Source organism: Shewanella sp. HL-SH2 (assembly GCF_051164935.1).
Taxonomy (GTDB): Bacteria; Pseudomonadota; Gammaproteobacteria; order Enterobacterales; family Shewanellaceae; genus Shewanella; species Shewanella glacialimarina.
Map to the genome: position 1 here is coordinate 2,462,068 of NZ_CP195035.1, position 17,326 is coordinate 2,479,393.

Sequence of the window (17,326 nt, forward strand, 5' to 3'; positions counted from 1 at the left end):
GATAATAACAATGAAAAAACTGACGATATTATCGGCAGCAGTTATTTTTGCACTAGGTGCTCCAGTTGCCATAGCTAAAGTATCAGAAGCTGATGCTGCTAAGTTAGGTGCAAGCTTAACGCCGATGGGTGCTGAAAAAGCGGGTAACGCAGATGGTTCTATTCCAGCATGGGATGGCGGAATTACTAAGCCAGTTGCTGGATATGAAAAAGGAATGCATCATTTAAACCCTTTTCCAAATGATAAAATCTTATTTACTGTTACCAATGCAAATAAAGCACAGTACAAAGATTTTTTAACGCCGGGTCAAAATAAACTATTTGATTTGTATCCAGATACCTATCAAATGAATGTGTATGAAACTCGTCGTACGGCATCTGTTCCACAGTATGTTTATGATGCCATTAAAGTGAATGCCACTTCAGCTGAATTAGTTGCTCAAGGAAATGGTATTTCTGGTGCGACGATAGGTGTTCCATTCCCGTTACCAAAAGATGGTTTAGAGGTCATTTGGAACCATATACTGCGTTATCGTGGTGTAGACGTAGAAACTTATCGTAGCCAAGCAGCACCAACCTCAAGTGGTTCATACACTCTGGTTGAAAATGCTGAAGAAATACGTTTTGAATATACTCGTCCAGAAATTACTTTAGACAAGTTAAAAGAAACCAATACTTTGTTCTATTTCAAGCAAGTGGTAACACAGCCAGCACGTTTAGCTGGAACGGCATTACTTGTAAAAGAAACCATGGATCAAGAAGCATTACCGCGTCAAGCTTGGACTTATAACACAGGACAACGTCGCGTGCGTAAGGCACCTAACGTTGCTTTTGATACGCCTGGTACAGTGTCTGATGGTCTAAGAACCACGGACGATTTCGACATGTTCAACGGCTCACCAGTTCGCTATAACTGGGAACTAGTCGGTAAAAAGGAAATATTTATTCCTTATAACGATTATAAGCTTCATTCAAATGAGCTTAAATATGACCAAATTTTAAAGCCTGGTCATATTAATCCTGAATATGCGCGTTGGGAAAAACACCGTGTTTGGGAAGTAAAAGCGACCTTGAAAGAAGGTATGCGTCATATTTATAAAACCCGTGTTTTCTATATTGATGAAGATTCTTGGCAGGTTTCATTAACAGATATGTATGATAACCGTGACGAGTTATACCGTGTTGGTACGGCCCATACTATTAACTATTATGAAGTGCCTACAATGTGGAGTACTTTAGAAATATTCCATGACCTTCAATCTCGTCGTTATCTTGCAATGGGTTTAGACAACGAAGGTCGTATGTATAATTTTGATGCAAACTTATCAGAGTCTAACTTTACCCCTGATGCACTTCGTCGTGCAGGTATTCGTTAATTTGCTAAGATTTTTCAATATTAGTTAGTTAAATTCTAGATGTTAAATATTAGTTTTTATATAAAAGGGGCGCTTTGCGCCCCTAAACTTAAGGAAGTTTGTATGAAGGTTAGCATGCTTCGCAGTGCTGTCGCGATAGGATTAAGTGCATGTTTATATACTGCTTCGGTCAATGCTCAACTTGATCCTTTAACAGTCCAAATTCAACCACTTGCTCAAACATCTTTAATAACGGATGTTGTCAATGCAGGCGATAAGTTAGTCGCTGTTGGCCAACGTGGTCATGTCTTAGTATTTGATAAGCAATGGCAGCAAGTTTCCACGCCTGTTGTCACCCAATTGACGAAAGCTTTTTTTCTGACCGATACATTAGGCTGGGCAGTAGGTCACGATGCGACTATTATTCACACTAATGATGGCGGCATGACCTGGTCTTTACAGATGCAATCGACCGAGTTAGAAAAGCCTTTTCTAGACGTTCGTTTTTTCTCTGAGCAACATGGCATAGCTATTGGGGCATATGGTTTATTTTATCGTACAGAAGATGGCGGTAAAACTTGGCAAGATGAGTTCCATCAAGAATTATTGTTTGAAGAAGACGTGTCTTATTTGAATGATTTAAAACAACAAGATCAACAGCTTTACTTGTCTGAAAGAGCGGCTTTGTTGCCTCATTTTAATCGAATCATTAACTTAGATGATCAACGCTTGTTGTTGGTTGGCGAATTAGGCTTAGTTGCAGTGTCTACTGACATGGGACGTTCTTTTGAGCGTGTAGACTTTGATTATGATGGGTCAATGTTTAATGCCATCACTGTCGATAATAATGTTTATGTAATGGGCTTGCGTGGCCATGTGTTCCAAGCTTCATCTGATTTAGACGTTTGGCAACAAATTGAATTGCCTGTTGAATCATCGATTAACGGTGCTTTAGTTAATGACGGGGATTTATATCTTGTTGGAAATGCAGGTATTGTTTTAAAAGTTGATGATGGAAAAGCTGAAATAGTTACGCGTCGTCAAGGTGAAAACATTGTATCAGTAGCGAAAAGCAAGCAAGGCGATATTTGGTTTGCGGGTTCAAAAGGGCTGTTTCAACTGCCTAAATAACATTTACTAAGACAAAAACAACAATAATAGGGCCGACAAGATGTTAGAAAAACTGGTCAATAGTTTTGAAACTCACTTATTCCGTAATCGGATGTGGGTTATTATTTCATTTATTTTTATCACGATATTTTTAGGGTACCAAGCAAGCCAGCTTAAAATGGATGCGGCTTTTAGTAAGAATATTCCGCTTCAGCATACCTACATGCAAACCTATACCAAACACCAAAAAGATTTTGGTGGTGCGAATGGGATTATGGTTGCGGTAGAAGATACCAGCGGTAATATATTTAACCCCGAATTTTTTGATGCACTTAAAAAGGTGCACGATGAGCTGTTTTTTATCAACGGTGTTGAGCGCTCACAAGTTAAATCACTTTATTCTCCTTCAACACGCTTTACTGAAGTGGTTGAAGATGGTTTTGCGGGCGGTCCAGTTATTCCGGCTGACTTTCAAACCGATGATTACGGCCTTAATACTGTTCGCGACAATATTGAAAAAGCAGGTATTGTGGGTCGTTTAATTGCAAATGATTATTCAGCAGCAATTGTTTCAGCTCAATTAATGGATTTTGACCCTGATACCGGTAAACCGCTTGATACTATCGCCTTTGCACAGCAGTTAGAAACGCAGCTGCGCGGTCAGTTTGAAAACGAAAAGATTAAAATTCACATTATCGGCTTTGCCAAAATGGCTGGTGATGTGGCCGATGGTGCCAAAGGGGTTTTGCTGTTTTTCTTAATTGCTATCGCAATTACTGCTGTTATGGTTTATCTGTTTTCTAAATCAATCACGTTAACTGTCTTGCCATTGCTATGTAGTTTAATGGCCGTTATTTGGCAGTTAGGGTTGCTTACTGTTGTGGGGTTTGGTTTAGACCCTATGTCGATCCTGGTGCCTTTTTTAGTGTTTGCTATTGGTGTTAGTCATGGTGTTCAAATGATTAACGCCGTGCGTCGCAGAGTACTGGATGGACAAGCAACAAAAGCCGCCGCCGCATCAGCATTTAGAAGCCTATTAGTGCCAGGTGGTATCGCATTATTGTCTGATACGGTAGGTTTTTTAACATTATTAGCCATCGATATTGGTATCATTCGTGAGTTAGCTATTTCTGCCTCTTTAGGTGTGGCAGTGATTATCTTAACAAACTTAATTTTGTTGCCTTTGGTTATTTCCTATACCAACTTGTCTAATGCCCAGGAAAACCCAGAGCACAAGGCTAAAGTCGAAAACCTTTGGCGTAGTTTGTCTAAGTTTGCAACACCAAAATATGCGGTTGTCGTGTTAAGTTTTACTGCTGTGCTTTATGGTGTTGGCTATATGCAAGCGACTCAAATGAAAATTGGTGACTTAAAAGGTGGCGCTCCAGCGCTGCATCAAGATTCGCGCTATAACCTTGATACCTTTTTCATTACAGATCACTTTTCTATTACTACCGATGTAATGACCATTATTGTTGAAGCTGCACCAGAAGCCTGTACTTATCATTCATTGCTTAATCAAATTGATCAATTTGAATGGATGGTTGCTAACACTCCTGGCGTTGAGTCTACAGCGAGTTTGGCATCGATTGCTAAAGCGGTTAACTCAGGTTTCAACGAAGGTAACCCTAAATGGCAGATATTGCCTCGCACCACTGCGAGCTTAGTGCAAGCGGTTGGGCAAGTGCCTACAACATCGGGCCTACTAAATGGTGATTGCTCTGTGATGCCGGTTTATCTTTTCTTAAAAGATCACAAAGCAGAAACGATTGAAGTCGTTGTTGATAAAGTTAAACAGGTTGCAGCTGAGCTTAATAGCGATAAATTGCAGTTTAAATTAGCTTCTGGCCCAGTTGGCGTTATGGCCGCGACTAATGAAGCCGTTAGCGAAGCACAGCTCCCTATGATGATTTATGTTTATGGTGCGGTGTTCTTCCTGTGTTTAATTAGCTTTAAGTCACTTAAAGCGACGATTGCTGTGATTATTCCACTTTATGTGGTGTCAACCCTTGCACAAGCCTTGATGACATTACTGGATATTGGCCTTGCCGTAAGTACTCTACCGGTAATCGCGTTAGGTGTCGGTATTGGGGTGGACTACGGAATTTATATTCTTTCCACTATGTCAAATAAACTTAGCAATGGCATGCCAGTACAACAGGCTTATTTTGAAGCATTGGTTGAGCGTGGCAGTGCGGTTATCTTTACTGGCTTAACTTTAGCCATAGGTGTAAGCACTTGGTTCTTTTCTGCACTTAAATTCCAGATGGACATGGGTATTTTGTTAACCTTTATGTTTTTAGTAAATATGTTAGGTGCAATTATTATTCTGCCAGCACTTTCAGCACTATTTTGGCCTAAAAAGAAATAAAAACAATAACTTGAATTAAATGGAGGGCTTAGCCCTCCATTTTTTTTTGCATAGTTAATCTAAAACATCGAGTTTAATTGCATATTAAACAACAAAAGACTTACGAAACTGTATATCGAGAGGATGTACCACTAAAATTTTCCTCGATATAGCAGCAATTTAGTACTAAGCTCTGCATCAGATCTCAGAAATTTTGTTTCTGAGTTAAATAAGCTGAAGCATCCATAAAATGATAAAAGCGCTGCCATAGACGCTTAAGGAATCTGCAACATGGCCTTTAAAGATGTAATGCCTTCTGTACTATTAGAGAATGTAGTTAATTTGATTCATTCAAAAATTCCTAATTCACAAGCAAAACAAGTTGAGCAATTTGCCCAATGCCTCTACGCCCATATGTCAAGAGACGACCTCAATGTCCGAAATGACAGTGATTTATATGGTGCTGTAGTGAGTCTTTGGAATGCGCTTAATAAAACTGCGACAGGGGATACCCATATTCGCGTGTTCAATCCGACTCAATCAAAACATGGCTGGCAGTCAACCCATAGTGTGATTGAAGTCATTCAACCCGATATGCCATTCTTAGTTGATTCATTATCTATGGCGCTTAACCGCATGGGAATTACCGCTCATGTAATGTTACATACCCCATTAGCTGTGGTGCGTGACAGTAAAGCCGTTACCCAAGTAACTTTTGTTAATAATGCGCCTAAAGCCAGTGATAATATCGCGGTATTCTTAATCGAGATTGATAAGCAAAATAGCGATGCAGACATCAAAGCAATAGAAAAAGAAATTCAATCCGTACTTGCTGATGTTGTCGCCTCTGTTGTTGATTGGGAAGAAATGTCTGCAAAGCTTTCTGACACAATTAAACAATTACCACAGCGCCCTTTTCCTGGAGATAAATCTGAGTTAGAAGAGGCCGTTAATTACCTTACTTATTTAAATAACCATCATTTTACACTTTTAGGCTATCGTTATTACGATCTAAAGCGTGTTGAAGGTGATGTTGAATTAGTCCCTGACTTAGAAAGTAGTTTGGGTTTAATGAGCCGCTCAAAAACAGCGACCAGTGATCGAGGTTTATTGTTGTCGACCTTGTCTGAAAGTGCGCGCCGTGAAGCGTTAGATTCAAGTTTACTTGTGTTGACTAAAAGCTCTGCTAAAAGTCGTGTTCACCGTCCAGCTTATGTCGATTATGTCGGTGTAAAAAGATTCGATAAGAAAGGCAATGTGATTGGTGAAGATCGTTACATCGGCCTATATGCCTCTAATCTCTATAACCGTAGTCCGCGTGAAATTCCATTATTGGCTGAAAAAGTCCAACGTATATTAGATCAATCAGGTCTAGCACCACGTTCACATGACTATAAAGCGTTAATGAATATTCTTGAGAACTTGCCTCGCGATGAGCTTATTCAAGCGAAAGTGGAAGAGCTTTCACATATGGCACACGGTGTATTGCAAATGCAAGACCGTGACAAGTTGAAGCTATTTGTGCGCAAAGATGGTTTTGGTCGATTTTTATCGTGTTTAGTGTATGTGTCTAAAGACCGTTATAACACTAAATTCCGCCAAGATACCCAACGCATTCTTGCTCAACACTTTAATAGTAATGAAGATGTTGAATTTACGACTTACTTCTCTGAGTCAACGTTAGCGCGTACTCATTACATTATTAAAGTCGATAACAATAATATGGATGTGGATGTGGCAGCGATTGAACACAATCTTATTGAAGCTGCGCGCTCATGGGATGATAAATTACACTCAGCACTTAATAATGCTTTAGGTGAACAAGCGGGTACTGGATTAACTAAACGTTACATCAATGCTTTCCCACAAAGTTATAAAGATGATGTATTACCGAGTTCTGCGGTTGTTGATCTTCAACACCTTGAAGCCTTGGATGATGAACATAAGTTAGGCATGTTATTCTATCAGCCACAAGAAACAGCATTGAATGACAACAAAGTGCGTTTAAAGCTGTTCCATAAAGATGAACCTATCCATTTATCAGATGTGCTACCAATGCTTGAAAACTTTGGTTTACGTGTGATTAATGAGCGCCCTTACGAAGTTAAAACCAATGATGGTAATACATTCTGGATCCTTGACTTCTTAATGACAGTTCAAGGTGCTGCAATTGATAACCTTGCCGATAGCCAGGAACGTTTCCAAAATGCTTTGTCATTTGTATGGCAGAAAAAACTAGAAGATGACGGTTTTAACCGTATGGTACTGTCGACTGGTTTGAACGGTCGTGAAGTGTCTATTTTACGTGCATATGCGAAATATATGCGCCAGATTGATGCCACTTTCAGCCAGTCTTACATTGAAGAAACCTTCAGCCGTTATCCAAAACTTGCTGACTTGCTTGTTAAAATGTTTATTCGTAAGTTTAACCCTAAGCTTAAAACGCGCACATTAAGTAAATTCCTAGAGCAAATAGATAAGCAATTAGATGATGTATCAAGCTTAGATGATGACCGTATCATTCGCCGTTACTTAGATTTAATTAACGCGACTTTACGGACTAACTTCTATCAAACGGATGCTAATGGCGATAATAAAGCCTATACCTCGTTTAAATTTGCACCTAACTTAATTCCGGAAATGCCAAAGCCACTACCTAAATTCGAAATCTTTGTTTATTCACCAAGAATCGAAGGCGTACATTTACGTGGCGGTAAAGTAGCCCGTGGTGGTTTGCGTTGGTCTGATAGACGTGAAGATTTCCGTACAGAAGTATTGGGCCTTGTAAAAGCACAGCAAGTCAAAAACACCGTCATTGTACCCGTTGGTGCAAAAGGTGGTTTTGTGTGTAAACAACTTCCTACTGAAGGTGGACGTGAAGCATTCTTTACCGAAGGGCAAGAGTGTTACCGTTTATTTATTCGCGGTTTGTTGGACATTACCGACAATATCAAAAATGGTGAGGTTATTCCGCCAGTTGATGTAGTACGTCACGATGAAGATGATTCATATTTGGTTGTTGCTGCTGATAAAGGTACAGCGACATTCTCAGATATTGCCAACTCAATCGCAATTGAATACGATTTTTGGTTAGGCGATGCATTTGCCTCTGGTGGCAGCAATGGTTATGATCATAAAAAAATGGGTATTACTGCAAAAGGTGGCTGGGAATCTGTTAAACGTCACTTCCGTGAAATAGGCATTGATTGCCAAACCACAGATTTTACCTGTTTAGGTATAGGTGATATGGCTGGTGACGTGTTTGGCAACGGTATGTTGTTATCTGAGCACACCAAGTTAGTTGCAGCATTTAACCATATGCATATCTTTATTGATCCAAATCCAAATGTGGCTGAAAGTTATATTGAACGTCAGCGTTTATTCGCACTACCGCGTTCAAGTTGGGAAGACTACAACGCTAAGTTAATTTCTAAGGGCGGCGGTATTTTCTTACGTTCTGCCAAGTCATTAAAATTGACCCCAGAAATGAAAACCATGTTGTCCACCGATAAAGACAGCATGAATCCAGTCGAATTATTAAAAGAACTGCTTAAAATGCCAGTTGATTTGATGTGGAACGGTGGTATTGGGACTTACGTTAAATCAAGCAAAGAAACCCATGTTGAAGTCGGTGACCGCGCAAACGATGCATTGCGTGTTAATGGTAATGAAATGCGGGTTAAAATCGTCGGTGAGGGTGGCAACTTAGGTTGTACTCAACTTGGGCGAATCGAATACGCGGCGAATGGCGGTCGTATTAATACCGATTTCGTCGATAACGTAGGCGGTGTTGATTGTTCTGATAACGAAGTCAACATTAAAATTTTCTTGAATACTTTAGTTGCCGAAGGTGAGTTAACCGTTAAACAACGTAACCGTATCCTTGAAGAAATGACCGATGAGGTCGGTGAAATTGTACTTCAGGATTGTAAAGATCAAACACGTACCATTTCTGTGACTCAAGTTCATGGTGTTTCTCAGCTTAAAGAACAAATTCGTTTCATTCAGTATTTAGAAAAAGAAGGCAAGTTAGATCGTGCCCTTGAATTCTTACCAACTGATGATGATTTGGCCGAGCGTTTAGCTAATGGCCGTGCTTTAACCCGTCCAGAACTATCTGTTTTAGTCGCTTACGCAAAAATGGTGCTTAAAGAGCAGTTAGTGACTCCTGAAATTACTGAAGACAGTTTCTTAAGTAAATTGCTAGTGGCTTACTTTCCGAAAAAACTTCAAGCTAAATACGCCCATAAGATGGTACAGCATCCTCTACGCGGTGAAATTATTGCCACATCATTAGCAAATGAGCTAGTTAATGATATGGGCTTCAATTTTGTACAACGTATGCAAGATGAGACTGGCGCCACAGTCGCTGAAGCGGCCATTTGTTACACTATGGCCCGTGAAGTGTTCGGTTTAGATGAATTAACTAAATCAATTACTGATTTAAACGGTGTAATTCCAGCGGTTGTACAGGGTGAGATGTTGCACCAGTTACGTCGTAATATGCGTCGTGCTTGTCGCTGGTTTATCCGTCATCGTAATCGTAGTCATAATATTGAACAAACAGTTGAGTTCTTTAAGCCAGTATTTGAAAAGCTTAAAGACAATGTAGATCAATATATGATAGCTGCCGAAGTTAAAGCGATATCTGCAGAGATTAATTCGCTTACCAAAGAAAATGTGCCAATGTCAGTTGCAACAGTTGTTGCTAAAATGAGCACATTATTCTCGGCGCTTGATATCGCACAAATTGCTGAAATTGAAAATAAATCACTCGACTTAGTGTCTGCAACCTACTTTAAACTAGGTGCAAAAGTTGAGCTGCATTGGTTCTTAGAGCAAATTAGTGCGCAACCAGTGGCAAACCATTGGCAAGCATTAGCTCGTGCAGCTTTCCGTGAAGAATTGGACTGGCAGCAACGTGCATTAAGCTCAGCGGTACTCCGTACTTGTAGTGATACTTGTGATGCAGATATTGTGATTAATCAATGGATCAAGAGTAATAAAACCTTGCTTCAACGTTGGTATCACATGTTAGCTGACTTTAAAGTATCGCAAACACATGAGTTTGCTAAGTTCTCAGTCGCCCTACGTGAACTTAACTTGCTTATTTTGCATTGTGAAGGTCAGAAGTAATTCTTTATAATGTGAACTAGCCCTGGCTATTGCCGGGGCTTTTTTTAGGCCTAGGAGAAAACATGTTTTATAAACTCGCACAAAAAGTAATGTTTCAGATAGACCCTGAGTTGGCTCATAATGTTGCCATAGGCAGTTTGAAAATAACCGGTAACACACCGCTTAATTGCTTTTATCGTCAAAATATCGCAAAAACACCCGTTGAATGTATGGGGATTACTTTTCCAAATCCTGTGGGATTAGCGGCTGGATTAGATAAAGACGGCGAGTCGATTGATGCATTTTATGCAATGGGTTTTGGCCATGTAGAAGTCGGTACAGTAACACCTCGCCCACAATCGGGTAATGATAAACCACGTTTGTTTCGCCTTAAACCGGCAAAGGGGATTATTAACCGTATGGGCTTCAACAATAAAGGTGTTGATAACCTTGTCCGCAACCTCATGGCCAAAAAATCTGATGTTTTAGTCGGTGTAAATATTGGTAAAAATAAAGACACTCCGGTAGAGCAGGGTAAAGATGATTACCTGATTTGTATGGATAAGGTTTATCAGTATAGTGCTTATATCACTGTCAACATTTCATCCCCCAATACCCCTGGTTTACGCACATTACAATATGGTGAGCTGCTGGATGATTTATTAAGTTCGATTAAAGCCAAACAAACTGAATTAACCCAAAAACACGGTAAATATGTCCCGGTTGCATTAAAAATAGCACCAGATTTAACCGATGATGAAATTAAATCTATTGCTGATTCCTTGATTAAAAATAAATTTGATGGCGTTATTGCCACTAATACCACTTTAGGGCGAGATACTGTAGCCGGTCTAGAGCACGCAGAGGAAATGGGTGGCTTAAGTGGAAAGCCGTTAACCGATCTTTCTACTCAAGTAATTAAGACTCTTGCTGGTTATTTAAACGGCCAGATCCCGATCATTGGTGTCGGCGGGATAAATTCTGCAAAGGATGCAAATGACAAATTCGCAGCAGGTGCTACGTTAGTTCAGATATACAGTGGTTTTATCTATCAAGGCCCTCAGCTAGTATCAGAAATCTGTTCTGCTTATCGCACAAAATAACCACAAACGATCAATTAATAAGATCAAAAATCATGCCGCGATCGCATCTATGCGATCGCACTTTGTTCTAAGATAATGAAATATCAGTAATATTTTTTAAATAAATTTTGATATTGTTTGAAAAATAATCTATTATCGACCAGTATTCAATTTTTAGGTGAAATTGCATCATGTTATTAATGCCAAATAAGGACTGGCATTGGGAATTTAACACAAGATATCAGCAACTAAGCGTATCTTTAGGTTCCGAGATGGAGTTCTTAACCCCATATAAGTCAAAACTACTTATTCCTGATGCGCTAGGAATGACAGAATTTAGTGTTGAACACGCTAAGTATTACATTCGCTTGCTTGAAATTTTACCTAAGGTTTTACATATTTCCGATGCTGGGATAGTTCAAACAGCACTCAACGCAACTGCAGCACATTTCTTACTTAAACCTCAAATGCCAAAATCCTGGTTTTTCATGGCAAGTGATGAATGTGTTTTTTGCGGCGCAGGTAAGTTGTTTCAACTTAATTGTAATGGTGTCATGGTGTTAGTTTTAGTAGTTGAAGACAGTCTTCAGGCTGCTACAGTGATGCTTTTGTCTAACTCTTGTGCTTTATCTGACACTAAGTCACTTAATCAATTTGATACCATTAAAGTAATGCACAATCGCTTGCATCCATTGCGCAAAGCTAAGCAAGTGGTTGCAGCTTAGGATAAATCATTCAATAAGAAATGGATATTGCCTTAAAATCCGCTCAGTTACTACAAAAAAGCCAAACAATGATGTTTGGCTTTTTGCTATTGTAGACTCTAAGAATAATGTTAACTCATTTTTCTAATAAGGCTTAAAGGCGCAACACGAAGTAGCCAGTGTAAAAAAGCCCAAGGGTAGCTTGGTACATAAACGTTATCCTTTTCTTTCTCTATAGCCTTAACCATCGCTTTACAACCAGTTTCTAAATCTACTCTGAAGGGCACTGTTTTTACTTTTTCGTTTATTTCAGTACGAATAAAACCAGGATGAACACAGGTCACTTTAATTGGTGTGTGCATCACATCAATTCGGATCCCTTCCGATAAAGAGGTTAATCCAGCTTTGGTTGCTGCATAAACAGTCATTGCTCGTCTGAATCCCCTAACGGCACTGATTGAAGAGATTGTCACTAAATGACCATTATTTTGTTGTCTAAATATTTCCATCGCTGCTTCGCATTGGGCAATGGCTGCAATAAAATTAGTTTGTGCGGTTTCTAGGTTGGCTTTGAAAAAACCTGTTCCAATCGAAGCCCCTTTACCCATTCCAGCGTTGACGATGATCCTGTCAATTGCCCCCATATCTTTTTGGCATTGTTTGAATACAGTAAAAACTGCTTCATGATCGTTCACATCTAGCGCGTAAATAAACACTGTGATATTTGGATTAATTGTTAATAGCTCTTCTTTTAGTCGGGTTAACAGCTCAATTCGACGTGCACATAAAGCCAGGTTATGGTTTTTCTTGGCAAATTGTTTCGCCATTCCAAGGCCAAGACCTGAGCTTGCGCCTGTAATGAGGATGTTGCTTCTATGCATGAATATTCCTTTGTTATTTTTATTTTTAATGTAAGAGCAAATACATCTTGTAGACGGTTTTACTTGAACACTAACCATACCACTTTAGATATAACTAACTTACTGATTTATTGTGTCTTAAATTTGACAAACTGCAGTTATTGATCCAAGTTTAGATTGACAATAATGATTATAAAAACATCACATCATACTAAAGGAGAGTATTGTTTTGACGATATAGTCTCTAGAGTGTCACAACTTTTTAAGATTTTAAAATACTTTATTTTTAATATTCTCAGGTGGTTATATGAACGCTATCAACCTTCTATTAAGAAAAATGAGCATTTCGAAACGATTACTCGGAATGTTAGTGTTAAGCATTGTCGCCACCATTTTAATGTTTTTATTTGCGCTTAACCGTATTGATAATGTACTCATTGCCGAAAAAGAAGCCAAATTACATGCTTTAGTTGATGCTGCTGTTGCTGTTGTCGATCAATACTATCAACGCAGTGAGCAAGGAGAGTTAACTGCGGAGCAGGCACAAACGTCGGCTATCGCTGCACTTGATCATTTGCGCTACGCAGGGCAAGAATACTATTTCAGTATCAATACCCAAGGCGTGATGATTCAGCATGCTTTTGCCAAAAAACTTGTTGATACCAGTGTGATAGGAATGAAAGATCCTGACGGGATTAAATTGTTCCAATTGATGATTGATAGAACGCAAACTCAAGAGTCTGCTAGAGTCGATTACATGTGGAATAAGCCCAATCAAGAAGACCCAAGCCCAAAAATGTCGGTGGTGAAAAAATTTACTCCGTGGAACTGGATTATTGGAACAGGTATTTATGTTGACGACATTGATGCCCAAAATCATGAATTTATTTACAATTACATCTTTTTGCTTACTTTAGTTTGGCTACCGGTACTTATTTTTCTTTATATTATTATTCAGAGTGTATCAGTACCAATGCGCTCTACCATTACTGCTTTTGAAAATGTGGCTAAAGGAGAGGGCGATTTAACCTTGCGACTATCAGAAGAAGGGGCTGATGAGTTAAAAGAGATTGCGACTCACTTTAATATGTTTACCTCTAAAATTCAGAATGTTATTACTTCTGTGGGAGAGTCGATTCAACACAGCAGTGAATTAGCAGGCGGCATGTCAGCGATTGCAGCAAAAGCGAATCAAGTTTCAACTAACGTGCAGATGGAAACCGAAAACGTAGCAACTGCTATCAACCAGATGTCGATGACTGCTTCAGAAGTGGCTTCTAATGCACAACTGGCCGCACAAAGCGCGCATTCTGCAGATGAAGAAGCGGATAAAACCGCTAAAGTAGTTGATAACGCCATGGGCAAAATTAATGAGCTTTCAACTGAGCTTATTCATACCGAGGAAGTGGCTAAAGGACTACAAATTAGTTCGAGTAAAATCGGTCAAATATTAGATGTGATTGTTGGTATTGCAGAGCAAACCAATTTGTTAGCATTAAATGCAGCTATTGAGGCAGCCCGTGCCGGTGAGGCTGGACGGGGATTTGCGGTTGTGGCAGATGAAGTGCGCACTCTAGCAAGCAGAACGCAAGATTCAACCCGAGAAATTAACGGCATCATTGATGCCATTCGTGACGCTATCGACAGTGTTAATGCTTCAGTTGAAAGAGCGAAAATTAAATCAAATGAAACGGTTTCAGAAACTGGTCAAGTGGTTGGCGCGCTTGATGTGATAAAAAACTCAATTGAACAGATTTCACAAATGAATATTCAAATTGCTGCGGCAACAGAAGAGCAAAGTGCGGTTATTGCAGAGTTAAATATGAATATTACTCGCATAAACGACATGTCCCTCGAGAATAGAGAATATAATCAGGACATTAATCAAAATAGTAGCCAAATTGAGCAAGGATCTGAAAAACTCGCTGAATTAGTCGCTCATTTTAAAGTGTAATACTTCGGCCTGTTTATTTTTAAGGTTGTTTTTACTGCTTTATGTTGACCATTTATATCTGACAAAGATTTGTGGTGAAATGAATCAACAGCCCCTAGTTAACATGTTCGGTTAACTGTGTTTTGTCAATTTGGGCAGTGCTGTCTGCTTTTCGCAGGTTATAGTCAGTTACAAAATATTCCAGTGTCAACGGTTAGCCGTAAAATTGCCAAACTAGAAACCCGTCTGAATACCCGATTGATCATGCCATCAAGATGCAGTAAACAAAAAGGGGCGAACCCAATAACATATTGTGCACGGATGGCAGCATGGGCTTTATCTTTCCATTTTGGCTGACACAGCGCCTTCATCAACCGCAAAGGTACCGCCGAAACCGCAACATTCATCGCGTGGTGCGGGATAAACAATATTGATACCTGGGATGTTTTGCAGTACAGCTTCGACTTTATTCAATAGTGGTCCCATTGATTCACTTGGCGTCGCTAAGTTAAGCATACGCAGTCCATGACAACTCATCTGTAAGCTAATTGTATGATCAAATTTATGTTTAAATGACGCTATTGGTTTATATCGTGTAAGAATTCCGTAAGTTCATACAGTTTATCGATCATATCTTGTGCCGCTTGGCTTTTATCTAACTCATGCAAGTTTTCTTTAGCGGCGACTAAACAAGATGCCGCTAGGCAGACAATGGCATCGCATTCCTCGCCTTTAAACGCATTTAGTCATTTGGGTGAGGTGTTGCGTGCTTCGTTAAAACAGCCTGAGTTTGTTATAGGTTGGCCACAACAGGTCTGGCCTTCAGGGAATATCACTTGATGCCCAATTTTTCAAATAATGACAAAGTGGCAATCGCTACATCTGGCATCATTTGATTAACCAAACAGGGAATAAACAGTGCAATTTTCATATTCATTGACTTCAATAATCACGGATACTATTAATCTACTTTGCCAATACTATTGAGTGATTCAGACAAAATAGTAATGAACCGTCAGGATATTTTCATTTTTGAAACTTAACCTTAGGATTGTCGACTAAATATTAAAAGATGGGTTTATAACCTCATCAATTAGTCGTAATTAACAATAAAAATACCATTATGTCGACAATGTATGGTTTTTGGGGTTGTTTATCACTCATTTGCTGCTATATTGTCGACATACGAATTGTTAATTGAGTTAAAAGCATGCTCCTCGCTAATGAAAAGCCAGTAACAGCAGCAGATAAAACCTTTATTTTGCTTAGAGACGATATTGTTGAAGGCAGAATTGCGGCGGGTTCAAAGCTCAGTGAGACAGAATTGTCGACAAAATATGCGGTTAGTCGTGCGATTATCCGTGAAGCAATCAATCGCCTTGAGGCTTGTCACATAGTGGAGCGCAAGGCAAATATCGGGGCTAGAGTGGTCGCACTGAGTCCTCAAGGGTTGATAGAGCTTTATCAAGTGCGCGAGTCATTAGAAGGCATGGCCGCAAGGTTAGCGGCTGTGAATATGACCCATGAAGAAATTGATGATTTGATGGGACTACTGCAATGCCATTTTGATGAAGTCAAAGACGGGCAGTCTTATTATCAGGAAGCGGGCGATGTCGATTTTCATTATCGAATCATACTGGGTAGCAAAAATAAGCATTTAATCAGTATGTTATTTGATGGTATTTATCATTTAGTGCGCATGTATCGTGTGCAGCTTGGTATGGCGGGACCTAGAGTAACCACCGCCTATGATGAGCATAAACATATTGTAAAAGCCATTGCTAATCGTGATGCAGAACTCGCTGAGATGTTAATGCGTCGCCATATCATGTATTCAAAAAATAGTATTGAAGCCAAGTTAAGTTAGTCATCGATAATTATGATGACCGATAATCGAATCAAGATTGTTAATACACACAAGGAAAGAATATGAGCGCAGGTAAAAAATTTCGCCAGGCACTAATGGCCAATAAACCATTGCAAATAGTCGGTACGATCAATGCCTATTCAGCCATGATGGCAAAACAAATTGGCCATCAAGCCATTTATTTGTCAGGTGGTGGCGTGGCAAACGCCTCATATGGTTTGCCTGATCTTGGCATGACTTCTTTGAATGATGTGTTAGTGGATGTGCAACGTATTACATCAGCGTGTGATTTACCTTTATTGGTGGATATCGACACGGGTTGGGGCGGTGCATTTAATATTGCCAAAACCATTCGCGATATGGAAAAAGCGGGTGCAGCCGCTGTGCACATGGAAGATCAAGTAGCGCAAAAACGTTGTGGTCATCGCCCAAATAAAGAAATTGTGCCTGTAGAAGAAATGGTCGACCGCATTAAAGCGGCGGTTGATGCCCGCACAGATCCTGATTTTTTCATTATGGCGCGCACAGACTCGTTTGCTCAAGAAGGGTTAGAAGCCGCTATCGAACGTGCTAAAGCCTATGTAGCAGCAGGTGCAGACGGTATTTTTGCTGAAGCGATTAAAACCGAAGCACATTATCGCGCCTTTGCTGACGCATTAGATGTGCCAATTTTGGCTAACATTACTGAGTTTGGCCAAACTGAATTATGGAATAAACAGCAATTAGGCGAGTGGGGTGCATCTATGGTGCTATACCCATTAAGTGCATTCCGTGCGATGAACAAAGCGGCTGAAAATGTCTACAGTGCTATTTTAACCGATGGTGACCAAAAAGCGGTGGTGGACACCATGCAAACGCGGATGGATTTATATGATTACTTGGGCTATCACGATTATGAGCAAAAGCTAGATAGTCTATTTGCCGAAGGCAAAAATAAATAATCACCCGGTA

The 17,326-nt window shown here is 39.7% G+C and carries 10 protein-coding genes and 1 pseudogene; 9 read left to right on the forward strand and 2 right to left on the reverse strand.

Annotated features, from left to right (window positions below; genetic code table 11):
- Nucleotides 1–10 precede the first annotated feature (10 nt).
- The 6 genes from ACRWP9_RS10680 to ACRWP9_RS10705 all read left to right on the forward strand — a co-directional run bounded on the left by ACRWP9_RS10680 (nt 11) and on the right by ACRWP9_RS10705 (nt 11,736).
- Nucleotides 11–1,375: a DUF1329 domain-containing protein gene (locus ACRWP9_RS10680; RefSeq protein WP_434925999.1), complete on the forward strand. Its 1,365-nt coding sequence runs from the start codon at nt 11–13 to the stop codon at nt 1,373–1,375.
- A 102-nt stretch (nt 1,376–1,477) separates the two neighbouring features.
- Nucleotides 1,478–2,485: a WD40/YVTN/BNR-like repeat-containing protein gene (locus tag ACRWP9_RS10685; protein ID WP_434926000.1), complete on the forward strand. Its 1,008-nt coding sequence runs from the start codon at nt 1,478–1,480 to the stop codon at nt 2,483–2,485.
- Between the two features lie 40 nt (nt 2,486–2,525).
- A complete protein-coding gene (locus ACRWP9_RS10690; RefSeq protein WP_434926001.1) occupies nt 2,526–4,835 on the forward strand; it encodes an efflux RND transporter permease subunit in 2,310 nt (769 codons plus the stop codon).
- Nucleotides 4,836–5,105: 270 nt separating this feature from the next.
- Entirely contained in the window at nt 5,106–9,950 is a 4,845-nt protein-coding gene (locus tag ACRWP9_RS10695; RefSeq protein ID WP_434926002.1) for an NAD-glutamate dehydrogenase, read from the forward strand.
- Nucleotides 9,951–10,012: 62 nt separating this feature from the next.
- The gene (gene pyrD / locus ACRWP9_RS10700; protein WP_434926003.1) at nt 10,013–11,032 is read left to right on the forward strand and encodes a quinone-dependent dihydroorotate dehydrogenase; all 1,020 of its coding nucleotides are present in this window, start codon (nt 10,013–10,015) and stop codon (nt 11,030–11,032) included.
- Nucleotides 11,033–11,202: 170 nt separating this feature from the next.
- A complete protein-coding gene (locus ACRWP9_RS10705; protein WP_226410030.1) occupies nt 11,203–11,736 on the forward strand; it encodes a cell division protein ZapC in 534 nt (177 codons plus the stop codon).
- 110 nt (nt 11,737–11,846) lie between these two features.
- Here ACRWP9_RS10705 and ACRWP9_RS10710 read toward each other — a convergent pair whose 3' ends face one another.
- Complete coding sequence (locus ACRWP9_RS10710) at nt 11,847–12,596, reverse strand: SDR family oxidoreductase (protein WP_434926004.1); 750 nt, start codon at nt 12,594–12,596, stop codon at nt 11,847–11,849.
- A gap of 286 nt (nt 12,597–12,882) precedes the next feature.
- On the opposite strand from ACRWP9_RS10710, the gene ACRWP9_RS10715 reads away from it, so the two are divergent.
- On the forward strand, nt 12,883–14,529 hold the full coding sequence (locus tag ACRWP9_RS10715; RefSeq protein WP_434926005.1) for a methyl-accepting chemotaxis protein: 1,647 nt from the start codon (nt 12,883–12,885) through the stop codon (nt 14,527–14,529).
- 164 nt (nt 14,530–14,693) lie between these two features.
- On the opposite strand, the pseudogene ACRWP9_RS10720 reads toward ACRWP9_RS10715, so the two are convergent.
- Nucleotides 14,694–15,439: pseudogene (locus ACRWP9_RS10720) on the reverse strand ((Fe-S)-binding protein).
- A gap of 279 nt (nt 15,440–15,718) precedes the next feature.
- Here ACRWP9_RS10720 and ACRWP9_RS10725 point away from each other — a divergent pair.
- Nucleotides 15,719–16,375: a GntR family transcriptional regulator gene (locus ACRWP9_RS10725; RefSeq protein ID WP_434926006.1), complete on the forward strand. Its 657-nt coding sequence runs from the start codon at nt 15,719–15,721 to the stop codon at nt 16,373–16,375.
- Nucleotides 16,376–16,437: 62 nt separating this feature from the next.
- Complete coding sequence (prpB, locus tag ACRWP9_RS10730) at nt 16,438–17,316, forward strand: methylisocitrate lyase (protein ID WP_434926007.1); 879 nt, start codon at nt 16,438–16,440, stop codon at nt 17,314–17,316.
- Nucleotides 17,317–17,326: the final 10 nt, after the last annotated feature.

What these genes read in the sequence shown, in the direction of transcription:
- ACRWP9_RS10685 (WP_434926000.1), top strand. Translation starts at nt 1,478, where the DNA reads ATGAAGGTTAGCATGCTTCGCAGTGCTGTCGCGATAGGATTAAGTGCA.
- prpB (WP_434926007.1), top strand. Translation starts at nt 16,438, where the DNA reads ATGAGCGCAGGTAAAAAATTTCGCCAGGCACTAATGGCCAATAAACCA.
- ACRWP9_RS10695 (WP_434926002.1), top strand. Translation starts at nt 5,106, where the DNA reads ATGGCCTTTAAAGATGTAATGCCTTCTGTACTATTAGAGAATGTAGTT.
- pyrD (WP_434926003.1), top strand. Translation starts at nt 10,013, where the DNA reads ATGTTTTATAAACTCGCACAAAAAGTAATGTTTCAGATAGACCCTGAG.
- ACRWP9_RS10680 (WP_434925999.1), top strand. Translation starts at nt 11, where the DNA reads ATGAAAAAACTGACGATATTATCGGCAGCAGTTATTTTTGCACTAGGT.
- ACRWP9_RS10725 (WP_434926006.1), top strand. Translation starts at nt 15,719, where the DNA reads ATGCTCCTCGCTAATGAAAAGCCAGTAACAGCAGCAGATAAAACCTTT.
- ACRWP9_RS10715 (WP_434926005.1), top strand. Translation starts at nt 12,883, where the DNA reads ATGAACGCTATCAACCTTCTATTAAGAAAAATGAGCATTTCGAAACGA.
- ACRWP9_RS10690 (WP_434926001.1), top strand. Translation starts at nt 2,526, where the DNA reads ATGTTAGAAAAACTGGTCAATAGTTTTGAAACTCACTTATTCCGTAAT.
- ACRWP9_RS10710 (WP_434926004.1), bottom strand. Translation starts at nt 12,596, where the DNA reads ATGCATAGAAGCAACATCCTCATTACAGGCGCAAGCTCAGGTCTTGGC.
- ACRWP9_RS10705 (WP_226410030.1), top strand. Translation starts at nt 11,203, where the DNA reads ATGTTATTAATGCCAAATAAGGACTGGCATTGGGAATTTAACACAAGA.